The sequence below is a fragment of the Rhizobium sp. 01T437 genome (genome assembly GCF_056398505.1).
On the sequence record NZ_JBFTPM010000004.1, the window covers coordinates 363,389 to 386,137 of the forward strand.

20 protein-coding genes are annotated in these 22,749 nt (G+C 60.1%); 5 read left to right on the forward strand and 15 right to left on the reverse strand.

Going from position 1 to position 22,749, the window contains the following annotated elements; all coding sequences use genetic code 11:
• Window positions 1-296: 296 nt before the first annotated feature.
• Window positions 297-1,280: a sugar-binding transcriptional regulator gene (locus AC1DM5_RS10325; protein ID WP_477818137.1), complete on the forward strand. Its 984-nt coding sequence runs from the start codon at window positions 297-299 to the stop codon at window positions 1,278-1,280.
• A 19-nt stretch (window positions 1,281-1,299) separates the two neighbouring features.
• On the opposite strand, the gene AC1DM5_RS10330 is transcribed toward AC1DM5_RS10325, so the two are convergent.
• Entirely contained in the window at window positions 1,300-2,172 is an 873-nt protein-coding gene (locus AC1DM5_RS10330) for a methylated-DNA--[protein]-cysteine S-methyltransferase (RefSeq protein WP_477818136.1), read from the reverse strand.
• A gap of 69 nt (window positions 2,173-2,241) precedes the next feature.
• On the reverse strand, window positions 2,242-2,739 hold the full coding sequence (locus AC1DM5_RS10335) for a DUF2244 domain-containing protein (protein ID WP_037104014.1): 498 nt from the start codon (window positions 2,737-2,739) through the stop codon (window positions 2,242-2,244).
• Window positions 2,740-2,761: 22 nt separating this feature from the next.
• On the opposite strand from AC1DM5_RS10335, the gene nth reads away from it, so the two are divergent.
• Window positions 2,762-3,544, forward strand: a complete 783-nt coding sequence (gene nth, locus AC1DM5_RS10340) for an endonuclease III (protein WP_477818135.1) — start codon at window positions 2,762-2,764, stop codon at window positions 3,542-3,544.
• Here nth and AC1DM5_RS10345 read toward each other — a convergent pair.
• Window positions 3,509-4,087 carry a TetR/AcrR family transcriptional regulator gene (locus tag AC1DM5_RS10345; RefSeq protein ID WP_477818134.1) on the reverse strand — a complete coding sequence of 193 codons (579 nt, stop codon included), beginning with the start codon at window positions 4,085-4,087 and terminating at the stop codon, window positions 3,509-3,511. The two genes, nth and AC1DM5_RS10345, sit on opposite strands and share 36 nt — an antisense overlap.
• Window positions 4,088-4,169: 82 nt before the next feature.
• Between AC1DM5_RS10345 and AC1DM5_RS10350 the strand changes: the two genes are divergently transcribed.
• Window positions 4,170-4,595 (forward strand): VOC family protein, encoded by a 426-nt coding sequence (locus AC1DM5_RS10350; RefSeq protein WP_477818133.1) that lies wholly within the window; start codon window positions 4,170-4,172, stop codon window positions 4,593-4,595.
• Here the strand turns inward: AC1DM5_RS10350 and AC1DM5_RS10355 are convergent.
• Window positions 4,592-5,305 (reverse strand): sulfate transporter family protein, encoded by a 714-nt coding sequence (locus tag AC1DM5_RS10355; RefSeq protein ID WP_477818132.1) that lies wholly within the window; start codon window positions 5,303-5,305, stop codon window positions 4,592-4,594. The genes AC1DM5_RS10350 and AC1DM5_RS10355 overlap by 4 nt on opposite strands.
• A gap of 235 nt (window positions 5,306-5,540) precedes the next feature.
• On the opposite strand from AC1DM5_RS10355, the gene AC1DM5_RS10360 reads away from it, so the two are divergent.
• Window positions 5,541-6,395: a MurR/RpiR family transcriptional regulator gene (locus AC1DM5_RS10360; RefSeq protein ID WP_477818131.1), complete on the forward strand. Its 855-nt coding sequence runs from the start codon at window positions 5,541-5,543 to the stop codon at window positions 6,393-6,395.
• A gap of 1 nt (window position 6,396) precedes the next feature.
• Here AC1DM5_RS10360 and AC1DM5_RS10365 read toward each other — a convergent pair whose 3' ends face one another.
• From AC1DM5_RS10365 to AC1DM5_RS10405, 9 genes are all read right to left on the reverse strand, one after another.
• Window positions 6,397-7,980 (reverse strand): FGGY-family carbohydrate kinase, encoded by a 1,584-nt coding sequence (locus AC1DM5_RS10365; protein ID WP_477818130.1) that lies wholly within the window; start codon window positions 7,978-7,980, stop codon window positions 6,397-6,399.
• The gene (locus tag AC1DM5_RS10370) at window positions 7,980-8,669 is read right to left on the reverse strand and encodes an HAD family hydrolase (protein WP_442206482.1); all 690 of its coding nucleotides are present in this window, start codon (window positions 8,667-8,669) and stop codon (window positions 7,980-7,982) included. The genes AC1DM5_RS10365 and AC1DM5_RS10370 overlap by 1 nt, the downstream gene beginning before the upstream one ends.
• A gap of 91 nt (window positions 8,670-8,760) precedes the next feature.
• A complete protein-coding gene (locus AC1DM5_RS10375; RefSeq protein ID WP_477818129.1) occupies window positions 8,761-10,242 on the reverse strand; it encodes a mannitol dehydrogenase family protein in 1,482 nt (493 codons plus the stop codon).
• A gap of 105 nt (window positions 10,243-10,347) precedes the next feature.
• Window positions 10,348-11,346 (reverse strand): ABC transporter ATP-binding protein, encoded by a 999-nt coding sequence (locus AC1DM5_RS10380; protein WP_477818128.1) that lies wholly within the window; start codon window positions 11,344-11,346, stop codon window positions 10,348-10,350.
• Between the two features lie 18 nt (window positions 11,347-11,364).
• Window positions 11,365-12,195: a carbohydrate ABC transporter permease gene (locus tag AC1DM5_RS10385; protein ID WP_477818127.1), complete on the reverse strand. Its 831-nt coding sequence runs from the start codon at window positions 12,193-12,195 to the stop codon at window positions 11,365-11,367.
• Window position 12,196: 1 nt separating this feature from the next.
• Window positions 12,197-13,069, reverse strand: coding sequence for a carbohydrate ABC transporter permease (locus tag AC1DM5_RS10390; protein ID WP_477818126.1), 873 nt, complete (start codon window positions 13,067-13,069; stop codon window positions 12,197-12,199).
• 133 nt (window positions 13,070-13,202) lie between these two features.
• Window positions 13,203-14,513: an ABC transporter substrate-binding protein gene (locus AC1DM5_RS10395; protein WP_112544488.1), complete on the reverse strand. Its 1,311-nt coding sequence runs from the start codon at window positions 14,511-14,513 to the stop codon at window positions 13,203-13,205.
• A gap of 145 nt (window positions 14,514-14,658) precedes the next feature.
• Complete coding sequence (locus AC1DM5_RS10400) at window positions 14,659-15,612, reverse strand: sugar-binding transcriptional regulator (RefSeq protein WP_477818125.1); 954 nt, start codon at window positions 15,610-15,612, stop codon at window positions 14,659-14,661.
• A gap of 99 nt (window positions 15,613-15,711) precedes the next feature.
• The gene (locus tag AC1DM5_RS10405; protein WP_477818391.1) at window positions 15,712-16,290 is read right to left on the reverse strand and encodes an exopolysaccharide biosynthesis protein; all 579 of its coding nucleotides are present in this window, start codon (window positions 16,288-16,290) and stop codon (window positions 15,712-15,714) included.
• A gap of 260 nt (window positions 16,291-16,550) precedes the next feature.
• On the opposite strand from AC1DM5_RS10405, the gene AC1DM5_RS10410 reads away from it, so the two are divergent.
• A complete protein-coding gene (locus AC1DM5_RS10410) occupies window positions 16,551-17,462 on the forward strand; it encodes an ROK family protein (RefSeq protein WP_477818124.1) in 912 nt (303 codons plus the stop codon).
• Window positions 17,463-17,517: 55 nt separating this feature from the next.
• Here AC1DM5_RS10410 and AC1DM5_RS10415 read toward each other — a convergent pair whose 3' ends face one another.
• A complete protein-coding gene (locus tag AC1DM5_RS10415; protein ID WP_477818390.1) occupies window positions 17,518-19,431 on the reverse strand; it encodes a beta-N-acetylhexosaminidase in 1,914 nt (637 codons plus the stop codon).
• Window positions 19,432-19,584: 153 nt separating this feature from the next.
• Window positions 19,585-22,731, reverse strand: coding sequence for an efflux RND transporter permease subunit (locus tag AC1DM5_RS10420; protein WP_477818123.1), 3,147 nt, complete (start codon window positions 22,729-22,731; stop codon window positions 19,585-19,587).
• Between the last annotated feature and the right edge of the window lie 18 nt (window positions 22,732-22,749).

Consider the following 22,749-nt stretch of genomic DNA (forward strand, 5'->3'; position numbering starts at 1 on the left):
TCCCGGGTGCGGAGTTCCCAACGCCGGAATACGACGAGCACATCACAAGCGCTGCCGCCTGCGGCGTAAAGGCCGGTCGAGACTTTCCGCATGCCCGCACATTGTCCTCCTCGGACGGACAAGAACGATATTGTCGACCACGACTATCGCCGCTCCAGCAACGAAAAGTCAAGGACATTTGTGCATTTCAATTGACATAAGTGTCACACCCGGCATTATCGCGGGAACAAAGCCGATGCCACAATCTTATGTCATCAATGACAAAGATCTAGGGCGAAATCGGCGCGGGAGGAGATGTGGTCAAGCTGAAACGCGGCACGCATACTGCCTATTCGGAAGCCTCTTCGCTCCGGCTGCGGGCCGCATGGCTCTATTATAATGAGGGCCTGACCCAGAAGGATGTTGCCGAACAGCTCGGTATCAGCCGCACGACCGTCATCCGCCTGCTCGACGAGGCGATGAAGCGCAGTGAAGTGCAGATATGGATCAACGACTCGATCGGCGACTGCGTAGAGCTTTCAGTCAAGCTGGAACGGGTCTATGGCCTCGATGAGGCGATCGTCGTGCCGGAGCCCGCGAATTGCGACGTGAATTCACTGGCAAAGAATGTCGGTCTGGCGCTCGGCCAATTCCTGTCGGAGGCCATTCCGGACGATTATACGATCGGCGTCGGCTGGGGCCGCACCATGACGGCCTCTCTCGCAAGCTTCCGGCCGCCACGACGCGACAATTGCAAGATCGTCTCCCTGCTCGGCGGCATCGTCGCCGTCCACCAGACAAACCCAATCGACTACACCTGGCGCCTTGCCAATCAGCTCGGCGCGGAATGCTATATGTTCCTGGCCCCGCTGCTCGTCGATTCCACCGAGACCAAGCGCAACCTCATCGAAAAATGCGGGCTCGATACGATCTATCGGCTAGCGGAAAACCTTGATCTCGCGATCGTCAGTTGCGGCGATATCGGCCCGCATTCGACGTCGCTGTCCGAGGGATGGATTTCGAAGGCCGAACTGCAGCAACTGATCGATGCCGGCTGTGTCTGCGACACCATGTTCAACTTTCTGGACAAGGACGGCAATTCCGTCGACCACTCGATCAATCAGCGGGTGATGTCGGTGGATCTCGATACGCTGAAGGAGGCGAAACACATCGTACTGTCCTCCGGCGGCGCGCATCGTGCCGTCGCGATCCGTGCAACGATCAAGCGGATCGGCTGCAATACGTTGATCACCGACGAGAGCGCGGCAAAGGCGTTGCTGGAGCTCGTCGAGGCCGCTTGAACGGCTTCGACTGATCCGGTCAGGCGTGCGCCGATTCCCAGCCAAGCATGGCCCGTTTGCGCGTCAGACCCCAATGGTAACCGGTCAATGCTCCATTTTTCCCGAGCGCGCGGTGGCAGGGCACGACGAAGGAAATTGGATTAGCCCCAACTGCCGCACCGACCGCGCGCATGGCAGTCGGCCGGCCGATGTCCTTGGCAATATCGCTGTAGGTTACCGCTTTGCCGAAGGGGATTTTCAGAAGGCTTTGCCAGACGCTGACCTGGAAATCAGTTCCGATCAGCACAACCCGCAACGGCTGGTCCGACGTCCAACGGCCCGGCTGGAAGATACGCTCGGCGTAAGGCGCCGTCGCTTGACGGTCTTCCACATATTCCGCATTCGGCCAACGGCAGGTCATATCCTCAAGGCAGGCCTTCTCATCACCGGAATCGCTGAAGGCGAGGCCTGCGAGGCCGCGGTCTGTCACCATAACGAGTGCCGTCCCGAAGGGGCAGGTATGGAATCCGTAACGGATCGTCAGCCCACCGCCCTTCGCCTTCCATTCGCCCGGAGACATTGCCTCATGCGTCACGAACAGGTCGTGGAGACGGCTGGGACCGGAAAGACCCACCTCGATGGAGGTTTCGAGCAGCGGCATTTCTTCCTTGCGCAGAAGCCGCTTGGCATGGTCGAGCGTCACGGCTTGCAGGAAGGCTTTCGGCGAAAGGCCGGCCCAGCGGGTAAAGGTCTTCTGGAGCTGCGTCGGCGACTGGTGCAGCCGAGCGGCAATCGCTTCCAGCGACGGCTGGTCGCGATATCCCTCGCTGATAAGTTCGATGACCTGGCGGACGATATCGTAATCAGGGCCATCAGGAGTGATATCTGTGTCGAGCTTCGCGATCATGTTCATCGTCTTTCTCCTTTACAAAGGAGATAATCAAGGGCGGGCAGCCAAACCACCCGTTTCTTGCGCGACATCTCAGATACGCTGTTTTACCGTTGCCAGCGCGCGCTTGAAGGCCTTGGCGAAGCTCTCCCGATCGTCGGGATTGAGGAAGGAGCCGACATCCGTACGTTTGCCCTCCCCGAAAATATGCATGGAGAGGATGCCGATTTCCTGATGCCGCCGCACGAGGAAGCGCGTCCAGAATGGATTGAAGTGGTGCTCGATCATACGGCCGGACGGAGAGAACTTGCGCACGGACACATCTGTGCGCGAAACCGTCACCTCTTCCCGCACCCTGCCGGATCGGTAGCTAAGCCAGAAGGCGCCGTAGAGCAGCAGGAAATCCAGCCCGAAAAAGAAGCCGATCGGCCAGGCGCCGGTGACGATGAAAAACATGCCGTATACGAAGCAGATGGCGCCGGAAACACTGAGCAACACCTTAAAGCCCTTCCGGCCGAGCGAGCGGTAAGGAAAGAGTTCGGCTGCGAAAACAGGCTGATCGTTACGGCTGTCGGCGTTGCTTTCCATCATGGCCAATGAGTATAGATTTTCCATGGCGAATCCGAAACTCAAATCCGTTACCAAATCGTCGCAAAACTCGAATGTGATCGTCCGCCGCAAGCCGGCGGCGGCGGTGAAAACCGCCTATTCATTGGCCGAGCGCGAGGAAATCTTCCGCCGTTTCTCCATCCAGCGTCCGGAGCCGCGAGGCGAGCTGGAACACACCAATCCCTTCACCCTCGTCGTGGCAGTGGCACTCTCTGCGCAAGCGACGGATGCCGGTGTCAACAAGGCGACTCGCGCGCTCTTCAGGATCGCCGATACGCCGGAGAAAATGCTCGATCTCGGCGAAGAGAAGGTCCGCGAATACATCAAGACGATCGGTCTCTACCGCAACAAGGCGAAGAACGTCATCGCGCTCTCGCAGATGCTGGTCGATGAATTCGGCGGTAAGGTGCCGGAGACGCGCGAGGAACTGGTTCGCCTGCCGGGCGTCGGCCGCAAGACCGCCAATGTCGTACTGTCAATGGCCTTCGGCCAGGCGACGATGGCGGTTGACACCCATATCTTTCGCATCGCCAACCGCATCAGGCTGGCACCTGGCAAAACGCCGGACGAGGTTGAGGACCGGCTGATGAAGGTAGTGCCGAAGCAATACCTTTATCACGCCCATCACTGGCTCATCCTGCATGGCCGCTACACCTGCAAGGCCCGTCGCCCGGAATGCGAACGCTGCGTCATCGCCGATATCTGCAAATCGCCGGAGAAGAGCAGCGATATCCCCGCACCACTGGTCGAGTTACCGCCGCAGGTGATCGGCGAGGCCGTCGAGTAGGGCAGCTATCGCCTGCTCGTAGTCCCCACGACTGCCGCCTGCTTCGATGGCGATCGCCGCGCGATCGAAAGCTGCTGACAGCATCGTCGTCAATGGTCCGAGCAAAGCACTGGCCTGCGGCAGCAAGTCTTCGAGCCCTGCCCGCAATGTCGCCTCTGCATTCTCGGCATCGATCTGCGCAGTCGCGGGCAAGCCGATGACCGCCGGTGCCTCGAGCAGAAGCAGCCGCGTCCGCCCTTCCACTTCCATTGCATCGAAATAGGCCGCAGCGCCTTTAAGCAGTGCGTCACGCGGTTCGGTTTGCCCCTTTGTGCGCCGCTCGACCTCGTCGGCGACATCAGCCGCCTCCCTTTCGATCACGGCCCGAAAAAGCGCTCTCTTGTCTTCGAAGTGATGATAGAGCGCACCGCGCGTGACGCCGGCCTCTGCGACGATATCGGGCGTAGCCGTCTCGGCATATCCCTTCTCGACGAAAAGCCGGCGCGCGGCATCCATCAGGGCCTGCCTGGTCTGTTCGGTTCTTTCGCGATTGCTGCGGCTCATCACCTCTATTTACATACAATCTGCCTGTATGTTAAATACAAAAACATACAGAGTGTACGTAAAATCCGAAAAGAGGAAAGCGATGAAATCGACGAGCTATTATCCCGTCATCATGACGGATGACGTTGCCGGCACGGCGGCCTTCTATTGCCGCCATTTCCGTTTCCAGCCGCTCTTCGAAAGCGACTGGTACGTTCATCTGCAATCGATAGAGGATGAACACGTGACACTCGCCGTGCTCGACGGCAGCCACGAAACCATCCCGGCCGCCGGCCGCGGCAAGATCTCCGGCCTTCTCCTGAATTTCGAGGTCGAGGATGTGGATGCGATCTATGCCACCTGCACCGAGGCCGGCCTGCCGATCCTGCGCGAAATCCGCGACGAGGATTTCGGCCAGCGCCATTTCATAACGGCCGATCCGAACGGCGTGCTGATCGACATCATCAAGCCTATCCCGCCGAGTGCAGAATTTGCGGCGATGTATGACGCTGCAGCGCTGCCCAACTAGACTTTGAAACCGGGATCGCGCGCCGAGACCAGCTTGTGCAGATGCACCATCATGCCGGCAGCAAAGAGCGGCGTGAGCAGGTTGACGATCGGGATCGCCAGGAAAAGTGCGATCACCAGACCGCCGAGAAATACGGTCGAACCATGCTTGGCGCGAAACAGCCTCGCCTCCGACGGCGAACGGAAGCGCATGGCCGCAAACTCGAAGAATTCTCGCCCGAGCAGGTAGCCGTTCACCAGGAAGAAGGCCACGAGATTGACGCCGGGAATGAAGAGCAGCAAGAGCGCGATGATATTGCCGACGATCACCACGCCGAGGAATTTGAGCGAGCTTGCCATTGCAGGGCCAAGCGGCATGGCCTTGCCAGCGGCATCCTGCGGATAATCCCGCTTTTCGATCACCTCGGCGACATCATCGAGAAAGAGGCCGGCAATCAGAGCGGTGACCGGCGAAAGCAGCAGCGCCAGCCCGAGTGCTAGACCGATGCCCGCAGCAATCAGGAAAACGAAGCTGAGCCAGCCCGCCCAATCAGGCATCTCAGGAAAGAAGCCGGCCACCCAGGGAAATGCGAAACTGATGAACAGACCGCGCAGCGCAAACCACAGGCCGATCAGCACCAGCACCGTCAGTCCCAGAACCTTCCAGAAAGCCGACCGGGTCTCCGGCGCAAACAGGTTGGCAAGCGAAAGGCGAGCGGCGTCAAGGATCATTCTCTGGCGTCTCCGTTACGCAGCGTGATGTAGGGAGCCGGCGTCCTCCCGGCAAGTCAGTTGAAAATTACATGCTTGAATAGAAAACTTGTCGAAAATTACATGCTAATATATAGTTCTCAATGTTGGAAATACGTGTGGGCCTAAGAAGAGCTTCCGGACAATATTAAGAAACAAGGATTCGGCTCTGCATGAATCCACGGAAGGYCTCTGAGGAAATGGGGGAGGCTGCGACGTGGAAGACTTTGTAGAGAAGCTTAGGCAATACGCGAAATCCGGCACGCCTGCCGAACGACGCATCGCGAAATATTTCACCGAACATTTGAACGACCTGCCGTTCGAAACCGCTGCGTCGGTTGCCGACCGGCTTGATCTTTCGCCGATGACGGTCGGCCGTTTCCTGCGAGCGCTCGGCTACCAGGGCCTGGACAGCGTCAAGGTGGAGATCCGCGAGACGGCAACAACCTCACCCGTCCAGTTCCAGAGCGCGATGACGGAGCTGCAGACGGATGCATCGGAAGGCAAGCCGCTCGCCGTTCTCGTGGCGGAGCAGATACAAGCGCTGCATCACATCTATCATCTGACTGCGCAGCCGCATTGGGGCGAAGCCGTCGCGATGATCGGCGCCTCCAGAGAGGTTTTCGTCGCCACCCATGCCAGACTCGCCGGCTTTTCCAATCATTTCTGCCAGCGACTGACCCTGGCTCGCGACGGCGTGCGTGCGATCGACGGCGCGGGTAACCGCTTCGCGGAGCTTTTCGCCCGCTCCTTCGTCGAGGACGCAGTGCTCGTCATCATCGATTGTCGGCGCTTCGCCAGGTCACGGCTGCTTGCGCGCACTGCCCGGCGTTACGGCTACAAGGTGATCCTGATTTCCGCTCAGCATGCGGACTGGCTGCCCGAACAATCGAACGTCGTCCTGCCTTTGCCGCCTGCCCGCGCGCCCGACATGGATAACCTGCCACCGCTGATCGCCTTGCTCGACTGTCTGTCCGAGGCGGTCATTTTAGGCGCCGGCGAGGAGGCGAGCCAGCGGCGCCGACGCATGGTGGAATTTGCAACTATCCTCGGCGAAACGGCAAATCGCTGAACTATTCCACCGCTTCCAGTTCCGCCCGATGGCGATACATGGCAAGAAAGCGGCGATAGTCGCGATCGTAAAGCGCCTGCTTGCTCCTGTCGGGAAGCCGCTGAGAGCCGCCGGGATACATTGTCTTGCCAGCCGCCGCCAAATCCTTGTGCAAGCCGCAGGCAACCGATGCAGCGATCGCGGTGCCGAGCAGTACCGCCTCGTTCATGTCAGGCACGACGACCTTGCAGCCCGTCACATCCGAATAGAGCTCCATCAGAACGGGGTTCTTCACATGCCCGCCGGCCACATGCAGCGTATCCGGCACGTAGCCGTGATCTCTCATCTTTTCGAGGATGTGGCGGATGCCGAGCGCAATCCCGACCGCGGTCCGCCAATAGAGCGCGCAGAGCCCGTCGAAGGACGTATCGAGCGTCAGGCCGCTGATGACGCCGACAGCATGCGGATCGGCCAGCGGCGACCGGTTGCCGTGAAAATCCGGAAGGACGAAGATCCGTGCACCGAGCGCGTCACCCTCTTCTGTCCTGAGTTCAGCGATACGCGCAACGATCCTCTGATGCAGCGCCGCAGTCGGCTCACCGCCGGCCGCGTGCATGCGCACAATATGATCGAGCAGCGCACCGGCCGCCGATTGGCCAGCCTCGACGAGCCACGATTGCGGAAAAACCGCCTCGTAATAGGGGCCCCACATTCCCTCGCTCGGCTTTCGCTCGAGGGAAAAGGCAACGATGCAGCTCGATGTTCCTGCAATCAATGCAAGCTGCTGCTCGAGCTTCGCCGGATCGCCAGCATAGCTGCTGAGTGTGCCGAGCGCGCCGGCATAGGCATCAATCATCCCGGCCGAAACATGGCAATCGGTGGTCAGACCCAACGCTTCGGCAGCCTGCGGCGTCAGTTTACCGATGCTCTCCCCAACTGCCACCGTCTCCTCAGGCAGCCTGCCGCGCAGCAGTAAATCCTCAAGACCGATCTGCTGCAGGAAATCCTGCCGCCAGCCCCTTTCCTTATGAGCTAGGTAATTCCATTTGGCCGTCAGCGTGCAGCGGGATCTGGCAAGCGAGCCGGTTGCCTTCCAGGTCAGGAAATCGGCAAGGTCGAAGAAGTATCCGGCTTTCTCCCAGGTCGCCGGCAGCTTCTTCTTCAGCCAGATCAGCTTCGGCATTTCCATTTCTGGCGACATGACATTGCCGGAATGTTCCAGCACTTCATGCTTCGTCGCCGTACAGAAATCGGCTTCCTTCAGCGCCCGATGATCGAGCCAGACGATCGTATCGAACCGCGTCTCGCCGCCGGTGGAAACGCTGATCTGCCTGCCTTCGGTATCGCGCACCACAAGCGAACAGGTGGCGTCGAAGCCGATCGCGCCAATTGCGGCCGCCCCAATGCCGGACTGGCCCATGGCCGTGCGCACGGCAGTGCAAACGGCCGACCATATATCCTCGGAATCATGCTCGGCATGGTTCTCGCGCGGCCGGTTCATGACGATTGGATGTTCAGCCTTGGCAAGCAGGCGTCCATGCGTATCGAAGACACCGGCGCGTGCGCTGCTCGTGCCGACATCCACCGCAACCACATGATCACGCATCAATGCTGAGTCCCGTCCAGCTTTTGTTTGCGGACAAGGTGTATCAATTCCGGCATGGCGTCAAACACGACTTCCGGCGAAAGACGGTCGAGTTCTTCACGGTAGCCGGCAAAGTTTGCATGCGAGCCGCCGGTAAAGGCAAAGACCGTCATGCCCGCCGCCTTGGCTGCAGCAATACCCGCCGGACTGTCCTCGATGACGATGCAGTCACGGGGCTCCACATGCATCTGGTCGGCCGCATAGAGGAAGAGATCAGGCGCCGGCTTGCCGCGCTTGACCATGGTGGCGCTGAAGATGTTTGGCAACTTCGGCAGCAGCCCGGTGACAGAGAGCGACAGTTTGATCCGCTCGACCTGGCTGGACGATGCAACACAACAGGGAACGCCAAGCGCATCGATCGTATCGCCAATGCCCGGCATGGCCTTCAGCTCGGTGCGGAAACGGGCATAGAGATTGGTGCGGATGCTTTCCAGGAATTCCTCGTTGGCATGCACGTTGAATTCCGTCTCCAATATGGAGATGAGGGTTGCGAGGCTCTTGCCGAGGAAGCGTTCATAGGCTTCGTCCTCGGTAATCGCCACGCCGAGATCGGCCATCGCCTTGATGAGTACGCTGATCGAAATCGGTTCGCTGTCGACGAGCACACCGTCGCAATCGAAAATGACCAGCCGTGGTTCAGCATCAGCCATGGAAGACCCAACCTGAGTTCAGTTCGGACGCAACCGTCCTGCTTTGTCCGCAAGGCCGGGATGGCGACAGAAATGCCGCCATCGTGATTCCTTACACTGCGAGCTTACCGTCGAGATAGAGCTGCAAGGTTTCCTTCGTGCCCTTTTCCCACAGGGTTTTCAGCGCATGGGCGAAACGCTTGCGGAAAAGATCTGATTTCGCGACTTCGCCGAAAATATCATCGAAGACGAGGAAGGCCGCCGGATGGTCCTTTGCCTTCACCGCCGCCGCATGCAGACGTTCTGCGCTGGCATCGTTGAAGACGATCTCCTTGCCGCTGTCGCTCTTGCCGAAGAAGTAGCGGCACCAGAGCGCCGAGACGAGCGCAAGCCCCACGACATCCTTGCCCTGGCGAAGATTGTCGAGCGTCGAGGGCAGGATGAATTTCGGCTGGCGGTTGGAGCCGTCCTGCGCCAGCCGCGGGATCGTGTCGGCGATTTTCGGATTGAGGAAGCGGCGCTCGATCAGCTTGAAATAATCGGCGAGCGACGTATCCGGCACCGGCGGCACGATCGGGATGATTTCCTCGTTCTCAAGCTTGGCGAGGAAGGCTCGGATCAAATCATTCTCCATCGCCTCATGCACGAAATGAATATCCATCAGCGCCGCCGGATAAGCGATCGTCGCATGGCCGCCATTGAGGATGCGGATTTTCATATGCTCATAGGGCGTGACATCGGGCACAAAGGTGACCCCGACCTTTTCAAGCGCCGGGCGGCCCATCGGGAACTTGTCTTCCAGCACCCACTGCTTGAACTCTTCGCAGTAGACCGGCCAGTTGTCCTCGATGCCGAAATTCTCCTTGAGGAAATCGATCTCGCGCTGGCTGGTCGCCGGGGTGATGCGGTCGACCATGCCGTTCGGGAAAGAGACGTTGGTCTTGATCCAGTCGGCAAAGGCAGGATCGGAAAGCTTCGCCGTTCCGACGATAGCATTCGCAGTGACGACGCCATTATGGGGAATGTTGTCGCATGACATGACGGTGAAGGGCTCGATGCCCTTTTCTTTACGCGCCTTCAGGCCCGCAACGATCAGACCGAAGACCGTCTTCGGCGTCGCCGGGTTCTGTCCGTCGGCGGCAATCGCTGGATGCGCCGGATTGAACTTGCCCGAGGCATCGATGAAGTAACCGCCTTCGGTGATCGTCATCGAGACGATGCGGATCGTCGGATCGGCGAGCTTGGCGATGATAACAGCGGGTTCGCCGACCGGCAGGATATCGATCATCGGCCCGGTCACGCGTGCCGCCGTCTTGTTATTGTCCTGCTCGACGACGGTCGTCAGGAAATCCTGTGCCGCGAGCTTGTCACGCATGGCTGCATCCGAAGGCAGGACGCCGGCGCCGATGATTGCCCAGTCATGATCACTGCCGGCGTTGAAGAGGTCGTCGAGATAGATCGCCTGATGGGCACGATGGAAATTGCCGACGCCGAAGTGCACGATGCCGGCTTTCAGCGACGCCCGCTCATAGGCCGGAACGGCTGCAGTCTTTGCTGCCTCGGCGAGCGTTGCCAGCGATAATTTGCACGTCATGTTTCAGTCCTCTTGAAGGTCTTGCGAAAGGGCTTTCGTCCTCCCGGTAGCGCGGGCCGGACGAGACTGCCCGGTCCGCATGTCTGCCCCCAGCCGGCGGCCGCCTCAGATGGCGAGGCCGCTCTCGTTGAATTTATGGATGCGTGTCTTGTCCGGCGTCAGGTAGACCGTGTCGCCGGCCTTGGAAGCAAAATCGCCGTTGCTGCGCGCCGTCGCCATCCCGATCCCGTCGACATCGACATGCAGGAACGTATCGGAGCCGAGATGTTCGGCCACCATGACCCTGCCCTTCCAGTCGCCACTTTCGGTCGACAGCAGCACATGTTCGGGACGGATGCCGATCGTGCGCGCATTGAGCTGCGCAGCATTCTGCCCCTTGATGAAATTCATTTTAGGCGAGCCGATGAAGCCTGCAACGAAGAGATTTCGCGGGCTGCGGTATAGCTCCAGCGGCGAACCGACCTGCTCGATATTGCCCTTGTTGAGCACCACGATCTTGTCGGCCATGGTCATGGCTTCCACCTGATCGTGGGTGACGTAGACCATCGTCGTCTTAAGCTGCTGGTGCAGTTCGCTGATTTCGATGCGCATGTTGACGCGCAGCGCCGCATCGAGGTTCGACAGCGGCTCGTCGAAGAGGAAGGCCGAAGGCTGGCGCACGATCGCACGGCCGATGGCGACGCGCTGACGCTGACCGCCCGAAAGCTGGCGCGGCTTGCGATCCAGATAGTCGCCGAGATTGAGAACGCGGGCGGCATCGGTCACCTTCCGGTCGATCTCGGCTTTGTCCATGCCCGCCATCTTCAGCGGGAAGGCGATGTTGTTGCGCACGCTCATGTGTGGATAGAGCGCATAGGACTGGAAGACCATCGCCAGACCGCGTTCGGACGGCGCCTTCTCGGTCGCATCCTTGCCGTCGATGACGATTTTGCCGCCGGAGACGTCCTCGAGGCCGGCGATCAGGCGCAGCAAGGTAGACTTACCGCAGCCGGAGGGACCGACGAAGACGACGAATTCGCCGTCCCTGATGTCGAGATCGATCGAAGGGATGACCTTGGCTTCGCCGAAGACCTTCGAAACCTTTTGAAGGGTAATGCTGCCCATGTTTCTCTCCCTATGATCTTATTTCACCGCGCCGAAGGTCAGGCCGCGGACAAGTTGTTTCTGGCTGAACCAGCCGAGGATGAGGATCGGCGCGATCGCCATGGTCGAAGCCGCCGAAAGCTTGGCATAGAACAGGCCTTCGGGGCTCGAATAGGAAGCGATGAAGGCTGTCAGCGGCGCGGCCTTGGAAGCCGTGAGGTTCAACGTCCAGAAGGCTTCGTTCCAGGCGAGGATGATGTTGAGCAGCAGAGTCGAGGCAATGCCCGGGACGGCCATCGGCGTCAGCACGTAGACGATTTCCTTGACGAGCGAGGCTCCGTCCATGCGTGCGGCTTCCAGGATTTCGCCGGGGATTTCCTTGAAGTAGGTATAGAGCATCCAGACGATGATCGGCAGGTTGATCAGCGTCAGCACGATCACCAGCCCGGTGCGCGTATCGAGCAGGCCCGAATTGCGGAATAAGAGGTATATCGGGATGAGCGCGCCGACCGGCGGCATCATTTTGGTCGACAGCATCCACATCAGCACATCCTTCGTCCGCTTGGTCGGCGCAAAGGCCATGGCCCAGGCGGCCGGGATGGCGATGATGAGGCCGATCAGCGTCGAGCCGAAGGAGATCACCACCGAATTCATGAAGTGGGTAAGATAGTCGGACCGGCTCTGCACCTCCGAATAGTTCTCGGTCGTCCAATGGAAGAACAGGAACTGCGGCGGCGAAGCGATGGCATCCGCCTCCGACTTGAAGCTTGTCAGAAACGTCCAGAGGATCGGGAAGAAGATCAGGATGCCGAGCGACCAGGCGATCGCGGTCATGACGACCTTGCGTTGGGTAGTGACCTTTCTAGCCATCTCAAGCCTCCAGATTCTTGCCGACGAGGCGGACGAGGAAGATCGCAACGATATTGGCAAGCACGACCGCCACGATACCGCCGGCCGAAGCCCCGCCGATATCGAACTGCAGCAGAGCCTGGGAATAGACGAGAAAGGTGAGGTTGGTGCTCTGCGTCCCCGGGCCGCCATTGGTGGTGACCAGGATTTCGGCGAAGACCGAGAGCAGGAAGATCGTCTGGATCAGGATCACCACGGTGATGGCACGGGCCATATGCGGCAGGATGATATAGATGAACTTCGAAATCGGCCCGGCGCCGTCCATCTCGGAGGCTTCCTTCTGCTCTTCGTCAAGCGATTGAAGCGCGGTGAGCATGATGAGCGTGGCAAAGGGAAGCCACTGCCAGGCAACGATCAGGATGACCGAGAAAAGCGGCACGCTGGCCAGCCAGTCGATCGGCTGCAGGCCGACAGCCTTTGCCATATAGGCGAAGAGACCATTGACCGGGTTCATGAACATGTTCTTCCAGACGAGTGCGGCCACTGTCGGCATGACGAAGAAGGGCGCGATGACCAGGATGCGCACGATGCCCTGGCCGTAAATCGGCTGATCGAGCAGGAGTGCAAAGAGAATGCCGCCGACCACGGTGATAACGAGCACGCCGGCAACCAGAACCAGCGTGTTGATGAGCGCGGCAAAGAAGGCCGGGTCGGTGAGGAAGTATTGGTAGTTTAAGAGACCGACGAAATTCTCCATGCCCGGGTTGAGCAGATTGTAGTTCAGCAGGGAGAAGTAAATCGTCATCGCCAGCGGGACGATCATCCACGCGAAGAGCAGCACCACGGAAGGTGCTATCATCAGGCGTGCTGCGGAGCGAGTGTGGAACGTTGCCATAGCAATCACCGGTCTGATCTGAAGCGGAAATGGCTGCGAAACAGCTCTGAAAAAGAGGCCGCCGATGCAGTTCGGGCAATCGGCGGCCCAGAGGTGCGGAATGTCAAACATTCCGTACATTCTCAGGAGGTTTTTACTTGATATAACCAGCCTTGGTCATTTCGCGGGTGGTCAGCTGCTGTGCGCTCTGCAGGGCCTGGTCGACCGAGATCTGGCCGGCAAGAGCTGCGGAGAACTGCTGGCCGACGGCCGTGCCGATACCCTGGAATTCCGGGATCGCCACGAACTGGACGCCGACATAGGGAACCGGCTTCACAGTCGGCTTGGTCGGGTCGGCGGAGTTGATGCTGTCGAGCGTCATCTTCGCAAACGAAGCGGCCTTCTGGTAATCCGCATTGGCATAGAGCGAGGTGCGGGTGCCGGGAGGTGCGTTCAGCCAGCCTTCCTTTTCGGCGACGAGATTGGTGTAATCCTTGCTCGTTGCCCAGGCGATGAACTTCTCGGCTGCTTCAGTCTTCTGCGAGCCTGCCGGGATGGCGAGGTTCCAGGCCCAGAGCCAGTTGCCGCGCTTGCCGAGGCCCTTGTCCGGAGCCAGCGCAAAGCCGACCTTGTCGGCAACCTGCGACTGCTTCGGATCGGCCACGAAGGAAGCAGCAACCGTTGCATCGATCCACATGCCGCACTTGCCGGTCTGGAAGAGCGCCAGATTTTCGTTGAAACCGTTGGAAGAAGCACCGGGAGGGCCGGCTTCCTTCATCAGGTTGACGTAGAAGGTCAACGTGTCCTTCCACTCGGGCTGATCGAACTGCGGCTTCCACTGTTCATCGAACCAGCGGGCACCGAAGGAGTTCGACATAGCCGTCAGGAAGGCCATGTTTTCGCCCCAGCCAGCCTTGCCGCGCAGGCAGATGCCGTAGATTTCCTTGTCCTTGTTGGTGACCTTCTTCGCAGCGTCTGCGATGAAATCCCAGGTCGGCGCGTCGGGCATCTTCAGGCCGGCAGCGTCGAACAGGTCCTTGCGGTACATGACCATGGAACTTTCGCCATAGAACGGAGCTGCATAGAGCTTGCCGTCCTGGCTGATGCCGCTGCGGATTGCCGGCAGCAGATCGTCCACGTCATAGTTGGCGCCGAGGTTGTCGAGCGGCAGGAGCCAGCCTTTCTTCGCCCAGATCGGAACTTCATAGGTGCCGATCGTCAGGACGTCGTACTGGCCGCCCTTGGTCGCGATGTCGGTCGTGACCTTCTGGCGCAGAACGTTTTCTTCGAGAGTTACCCATTCAAGGTCGATGCCGGGATTCTTCGCCTTGAAATCATCCGTCAGCTTCTGCATCCGGATCATGTCGCCGTTGTTCACGGTCGCGATTGTCAGCGTTTCGGCCGAAGCCATGCCGGCAAACGCCATTGCTGAGCAGGCGCCCAGCAGGAGAGTTCTCAATGTCATATCTTCCTCCCAGAAGATGAGTGTGAGCATTCGCTTTGCTCATGGGCAATTACTCATCAACGGAGAAAATTTGTCAATTGGCAATCGTTGCTGCGATGCCGAACAATCGAGCTATGCTATTGATTCAAAATGGCAATATTTTTGCTCAACTACTGAGCAAAAACTCAGCCGTCTCTTCGTCGGTAATCAAACCGTTCACCTGATGGCCTGTGATGGCAGCCCTGATCGCCTTGAACTTGCGCTTGCCCTTGGCAATTCCGATGACAACAGACGAATCGCGCGGCGGGATGGGAGCGGAAGCAACACGCTCGTTGATCGGGTTGTCGAGCAACCTGCCGTCCACGTCGAAAATCCAGCCGCAGATCTCACCCACGGCGCCGCCGCGCATCAGCTCCATCATCTCGTCTTTTTCTAGGAAACCATCGACGCAGAGCGGGCCATCGATGCCGAGTTCGCCGATACCGACGAAGGTGACATCCGCCTGCGCGCTGATCGCCAGCGTCGAGCGCACGAGTTGCTGGCCGTGCAGAAGCTCCCGCTCCTCCGCCGAGGTGACGAGAACCGGCAGCGGCATTGGATAGTGCCGCGCCTTGACGGCATCGGCCATGCTGAAGATGACGTTGTAATAGGCCGCCGAACCGTCCGGCGCGATATTGCCGGTCAGCGAGACGATGCGGTGATTGGGACATTCGATCGCCGGCAGCTGGTCGACAGCCGCTTTCAGCGTTCGCCCGGTGCCGACGGCAAGCACGATCGGATCGGGGCGTTTCAGCCAGCGCTCGATTTCGGAAGCAGCCGCTTCGGCAATGCCAACCGTCGTCGACGATGAGCCCGGATCGCTCGGAACGATCTCGACATGCCGCAGACCGAATTTCTTGCGCAGCTGGTTGCCGAGCTCAAGGCAGGCGGCAATCGGATGGTCAAGCCGTACCTTGATCAGCCGCTCGGCCACGGCAAGCGAAACGAGCCGCTGCGCCGACTGACGCGAAATACCCATCGAGGATGCGATTTCATCCTGCGTGCGGCCGGCGACATAATAAAGCCAGCCGGCGCGCGCCGCATCGTCCAGCCGTCCGGAAGTCTCCGCTCTTTTTACCATCTATCGCCGCCGATTAATTTCTTTGAGTCTATCTGGCGCCAGATCAAAACAAAAATCGGGCAAATGTCGAGGGCGTTGAAAAAATGAGCAGCCGCTTCCTTATCCAAACCACTGCATGACGATGTAGATGGCCGCCTTGGCGAGACCGTAGATCACCCCGCCGGCAACGATGAGCGAGACGGCCGTCATCGCGAAGCCGAGAAGCGAAAACAGCCCGTCTCGGCCAAGAATGGCAAAGGCGAAGAGCGAAATCGCAATCGCCGGCAGGATATTGCCGAGCGGCACCGGCAGCACGAGAACGATCGCCAGCACCAGACAGCAGAAGCCCGCCAGATATTCCGCCGGCGGCTCGACGAAAATGCTCAATCGTGGCTGCAGCATGCGCTCCGCCCAGGCAAGCCAGGGATGAATGCGCCCGACGATCGTCTCGAAATCCTCGCGCCGCATGGAGCGCGCCGCAATCGCTTTCGGCAGCCACGGCTTCAGGCCAAAGGTAAGCTGTGCGGCAAGGAAAATCAGCGGTGCGCCGAGCAGGGAGGACGTGCCGGGCGGCGTTGGAAAAGCGTTCGGTAGCGCAAAGATCAGCATCAGCGCGCCGATCGCCCGATCGCCCATCGTCTGGAACAGGTCGCCGATCGACACGCGTTCGCGGCTTCGATCCGCCGCCATCTGTCGCAGGATGGAGGACAGGCGCCGGCCTTTCGGACGCGGCCTGCGGGCGATCGTTCTGTGAGTTTCGGTATTTTCGATTGTCATGAATCCGGCCGGGGAGGGTGAATGATGGGAAGCTTGCCCATGCAATATGCCAATAGCATGACCTTGGCGGATGAAATTATTAGCTCATAACGATCGGGCTTTGTTCATTTATCGAATAATCCTTGTAATTCGCCGCCAAGAGTGCGAGCAGACGCCAAGCACAGACAATTGGCAGACATCAGATGATTATTTCATTCGATATCGGAGGCTCCGCCATCAAGGGCGGGATTGCGCGTTCGGAATCCGACATCGTACCACTTGGCCGCCGCCCGACCCCCAAGGATGATTTCCCGGCCTTCGTCGAGACGCTGAAGAGCATCATCGCCGAGACCGGCGAACAGCCCTCGCGCATTGCGCTCTCGATTGCCGGTGTCGTCGACCCGGACACGCAGCGCCTCATCGTCGCCAATATTCCCTGCATCCACGACCGCAACCTCGCCGCCGACCTGGAGAATGAGCTCGGCCTGCCTGTGCTGATCGCCAATGATGCCGATTGTTTCGCGATGGCGGAAGCCGAACTCGGCGCCGGTCGCGGCCACCGCATCGTCTTCGGCGCCATCCTCGGTACTGGCGTCGGCGGCGGCGTCGTCTCAGATGGTCGCCTCATCAATGCGTCGGGCGGCTTTGCCGGCGAGTGGGGCCATGGCCCGATCATCGCATCGCAGGCCGGCGCTCCGCCAGTCGCCATCCCCGCCTATGCCTGCGGCTGCGGCCAGAAGGGCTGTGTCGATACCGTCGGCGGCGCGCGTGGTCTGGAACGCCTGCACAAGACGCTGCACGACCTCGATTTCTCCAGCGAGGAAATCATCAACAGCTGGCGCAATGGCGAGGAAAAGGCCAATCGCACGATCGACGTCTATGTCGATCTCGTCGCCTCGCCGCTGGCGCTCGCCATCAACATCACAGGTGCAACCATCGTGCCCGTCGGCGGCGGTCTTTCGAATGTCGAGCCCCTTCTGGCAGAGCTGGATCAGGCGGTGCGCGCCCGTGTTCTGCGGAAATTCGATCGTCCACTAGTCGTGCGCAGCGAATGCCGCATCGAACCGGGGCTGATCGGCGCGGCACTTCTAGGCCTCAAGGCTGAAGCTGCATAGTGCAGTTCCAATAAAACTGTGCGGCGGCTTTGCTGGATCGCGTAAAAACAGAGTTCTAAAGCATCGGCCACATCCGGACGATCGCAGCAAAGCGCAGCCAGTCCTTACGCAGACAGGGAGTCCAGGCCGCTTCGGCGACGGCCGGCAGCCGCGGGAAGACCAGCCGGTTGAAATAGGCTCGCGAGACGAAATTCTCGCCCCAGATGCAGGCCTGGATGCCGCGCATCCTCTCTCTCAGCTCCTCCGGCAGTTCGCCTTCGGCTTCGTAAGCATAGGTCTTTTCCGGTGGTGTGAAGCCGGCCCAGCTGGCACCCGGCTCTCCCCAGTCTTCGGCCTGCGCCATGTCGAGATAGTAGGCCTGACCCGGCGTCATGACGATATCATAGCCCTCACCTGCCAGCTCGATACCGACGTCAGGTTTTTCCCAGGCCATCAGCAGCGTGCCTTCGCGATCGACGCCGCCGCCTTGCGAAACCTCGTTCCAGCCGGCAAGCTTCTTGCCGCGCTCGGCAAGCATCGCCTTGATCCGCCGGAGGAAATAGGATTGCAGTTCGGCCGTACCCGCAAGCTTCTCACGCTCCAACAGCGTTCTGCAAAGCGGCGAGGCAAGCCAGGAGCCATGTGGCACCTCGTCGCCGCCGATATGAATATATTCGGACGGAAAGAGCGGGAGCATTTCGTCGAACACCTTGCCGAGGAACTCATAAGTGAATTCGACCGCTGGATTGAGCGCATTGTTTGGATATCCCTGCACCGACCGGTAGCCGTCCGGCGCCTCCTGTCCATCGACGAGCTGCGGTAGAGAGAGGAGTGCGGCGGAGCTGTGCCCTGGTATATCGATCTCCGGCACAACTTCGACACGCAGCATGCCGGCATGAGCAACGATCCCTCGGACATCATCCTGGCTGTAAAATCCTGAACGTGGCTCCGCGCCATCGCCGAGCTGTGGCAACAGAACTTCGTCAGGCCCACGCTTTGCACCGATCTCCGTCAGCTCAGGATAGGCCTTGATCTCCAGCCGCCAGGCTTCGTCGTCGGTCAGATGCCAGTGAAAAATATTGAGCTTGTTCCAGGCGAGGATATCGATCAGCCGTTTGATATCAGGGACCGCATAAAACTGCCTGCTGACATCGAGATGACAGCCGCGCCATGTGTAGCGGGGCTGATCGGCGATAGTGCCGAAGACCGGAAACTGGAAGGTTTCCGGATCATGGCGCGCTCCATGCAGCAGTTGCGCAAGACTGATCAACCCGTAAAGCAGCCCGGCCGCATCGTCGGTACCAAGAATGATCTCCCGTGCCGTGAAACGCAGCTCATAGGCCGCCTCCATGATCGAGGATTCCCCCTTGAAGCGGATCTGCCGCCCCCCCTGAACCGGCTGCAGCGCGAAAGGCACGTTGTCAGCCGGAAAGAGCCGCTGGTAGAGGGCGAGCACCTTTTCCACGGCCCTGATATTCTTGGCACTCGAGCCAGCTGCCGGATAAAGTGCGACGGGCGGCACATCGCCCGGCCGCAACGACAGGTGCAACGGCCAGGGCAACAGCGAATATGGCTCAGTCACCTCACCATTCGGCAGAAGCTCTGGCAATTCGCCGCGCTCGGCACCATCGAGCATCAGATCGCCAAAGCTGACGGGCACGTGCCGGCCATCGGCTAGCGTGAGGTAAGCGGATTTGATGCCCGACGTGACATGTTTCGGGCCGTTCGTCAGGCCTTCCACCGTAAACTGCCAGCTGCCACCTGGCTTGATGGTGAGCCCCTCGGGCGGAGAATACTCATGAAAATTCGCCAGGCGCCGCTTGAGTGTCGCACCCTCGGCGGCATGCTCGTCCGCCACGCGGGTTAACGACGTGTAGGCAAGTGTAAAGCCGGACAGTGGCTTGGCGGACAGATTGAATAGCGTGAAGGTGAAACGCCCAAAGCTTCCTTCGACCGGACTCCAGCTCGCTTCCAGACGGTAATCGGCCACGGTCATACCTCCCTCCAGCTTATATAGAGCGATCTTTACTCCCGTTTAGCGCCACCGTCTTCTCGGCCGCTGGAAAATATCAGGCTGTACCGGCTACCTGCCGAACCCGATGGGCTGAAACAAAAATGGCGCGGCCTCGACCGCGCCATTGCCTCATTCGGCTGCCAATGCCGGCGGATGATGGATATCCCCGTCCGCCTCTTCCTGGTTGGCATTGGCATGTTCGTCATTCCTGGTCTTCGGCTCGCGACCGAAGAACAGGGCATAGCCTGCCGGCAGCACGAGGATGGTCAGCACGGTGGCGACCAGGATGCCGCCCATCATGGCGTAGGCAAGCGGACCCCAGAAGACGCCGCGCGAGATCGGGATCAGCGCCAGCACGGCCGTCAGCGCCGTCAGCGTGATCGGCCGGAAGCGGTTCACGGCCGCGCTGATGATCGCCTCCTGCCTGTGCATGCCCGCCTTGATGTTCTGGTCGATCTGGTCGACGAGGATGATCGAGTTGCGGATGATAATGCCGAGCAGCGCGATGACGCCGAGGATCGCCACGAAGCCGAAGGGTGCGCCGCTGATCAGCAGGGCCGAGGCCGCGCCGATGATGCCGAGCGGACCGGTGGCGAAGACCAGCATCGCCTTGCCGAAATGCTGCAGCTGGGCCATCAGCAGGATCATGATGACGACGAGCATGATCGGCGCCTTGGCGGCGATCGAGGCCTGGCTTTCGGCCGAATCCTCCGCACCGCCCTGGATCTCGATCTTGTAGCCGGCAGGCAGGCTGTCGCGCAGGCCCTGCATGTCGTTATAGAGCTTGGTCACGACGTCGTTCGACTGGACATTGTCGGGCAGGGTTGCACGCACCGATATCGTCGGCAGGCGGTCGCGCCGCCATTCGAGGCCCTGTTCAACGACAGGCACGACCTTGGCGATCTGTGAGACCGGAACGAAGCCACCGAAATCCGTCGGCACGTAGACCGAGTTGACGGCCGAGAGCAGCGAGCGGTTCGCGTCCGGCTCGCGGGCGACGATCGAGACCGTCTCCTCGCCGTCGCGGAAATCGTCGAGCGGCGCGCCGGACATGGCGGTCTGCAGCATCTGTCGGACGCGCTGCGAGGTGACGCCGAGTGCGCGGGCACGGTCTTGGTCGATGACCAGCTTCATCGCCGGCACCGGCTCCAGCCAGTCGTCATGAACAGCACCGAGTATCGGATCCTTGGTGAAGCGCTCCTTCACCTGATCGGCAATCCTGCGTACTTCGGCGCGGTCGGGACCCATCACGCGCATCTGCACCGGCCAGCCCGTCGGCGGGCCGAGGAAGAGACGATCGACCTTGCCGCGGATGTCGGGGAAATCTTCCGCGAGGATCGTCCTGAGCTTGGTGATCAGCCGCTCGCGGGCAGGCTCGTCATTGGCCATGATCAGGAGCTGGGCATAGTTCGGGTTGCGAAGCTGCTGGTCGAGCGGCAGGAAGAAGCGCGGCGCACCTTCGCCGATATAGGTGGCGATGAACCTCTTGTCGGGATCGTCCATCATCTTGGCTTCCAGCGCCTTGGCCTCGACTTCCACCTGCTTGATGCTGGTGCCCTCCGGCAGCCAGAGATCGACGAGGATTTCCGGACGCGAGGACTGCGGGAAGAAGTTCTGCGGAATGAACTGGAAACTCCACAGGCTGGTGACGAAAGTGGCAAGCGTCAGCGCAAGTACGATGACGCGATGGCGTACCGCCCAACCGACCGTACGGCGCAGGCCGCGATAAAAGCGCGTGTCGAACACGTCGTGATGCTCGCCGGCATGCTTGCGCTGCTTGAGGATCATGTAGCCGAGCCACGGCGTGAAATAGACCGCCACGAACCAGGAGGTCACCAGCGCAATGCCGACGACATAGAAGAGCGAGCGCACATATTCGCCGGCCGTCGATGCAGCAAAGCCGACGGGAATGAAGCCGGCCGTGGTAATCAGCGTACCCGTCAGCATCGGGAAGGCGGTGGACGAATAGGCAAAGCTTGCCGCATCGATCTTGACCAAGCCCTCTTCGAGCTTTCGCTCCATCAATTCCACGACGATCATCGCATCGTCGACGAGCAAGCCAAGCGCGATGATGAGCGCGCCGAGCGAGATGCGCTGCAGGTCGATACCGAGCTCGTACATGATGGCGAAGGTCGCGGCCAGCACCAGCGGAATGGCGATGGCGATCACCAGACCCGAACGCCAGCCGATCGACAGGAACGAAACGATGAGCACGATGGCAAGCGCTTCGCCGAGTGCATGCATGAATTCGCTGACCGCATCGGTGACGACGTCAGGCTGGTTGGAGATCTGGTCGACGGAAACGCCGTAAGGCAGCGAGTCCTCGAAGCGCTTGTAGGTCGCATCCACGTCCTTGCCGACGTCGGTGACCTTGAAGCCCTTGGCCATGACGACGCCGACCTGCACGCTCTCGTGACCGTTATAGCGGTACTTGCGCTGATAGGGATCTTCGAGGCCGGAGGTAACGGTGGCGATATCGCCGAGGCGCGTCACCTGATTGCCGGAGCGCAGGCGCAGTTCGCGGATATCCTCGACTTTGTGGACATTGCCTTCGACCGAGATGCGCACCGAGCGCAGGCCGGTATCGACATTGCCGGCCGGGTCGACGGCGTTTTGGCCTTTGATGGCATTCTGCAGGTCGAGGATCGTCAGGCCGCGCTCGGCGAGCGCCTTGGAGGAGACGTCGATATAGATCTTCTCCGGCTGGTCGCCGATGATGACGGCCTTTTCGACGCCGGGCGTCGTCAGCAGCATGTCACGCGCCTGGATCGCGTACTTTTTCAGCTCCGGATAGGAATAGCCGTCACCGCTGACCGAATGCAGCGTAATGAAAGTATCGCCGAATTCGTCGTTGAAATACGGGCCGAGCAGGCCCTGCGGCAGGTCGCCGCTGATATCGCCGACCTTCTTGCGCACCTGGTAGAAGGCATCGGCCACCTGGGCGGAATCCGTATCGCCCTTCACCTGCACGGTGATGATCGTGCTGCCGGCGCGCGTATAGGACTTCACCCAGTCGAGATGCGGCGTTTCCTGCAGCTTGCGCTCGATCTTGTTGGTGACCTGGTCTTCCATGTCCTGAAGGGAAGCGCCCGGCCAGAGCGCCTGGACGACCATGACGCGGAAGGTAAAGTCCGGATCTTCCTTCTGGCCCATGCGGGTCAGGCCGAGCACGCCCGTAATCAGGATCAGCCCGAAAAGGAAGCGCGCAATGCCCGGATGGCCGATCGCCCAGCGCGAAAGATTGAAGGGGCGCTTTTCCGTGGTGTTTGCGTCCATGATCCTGTTCCCTCTCCT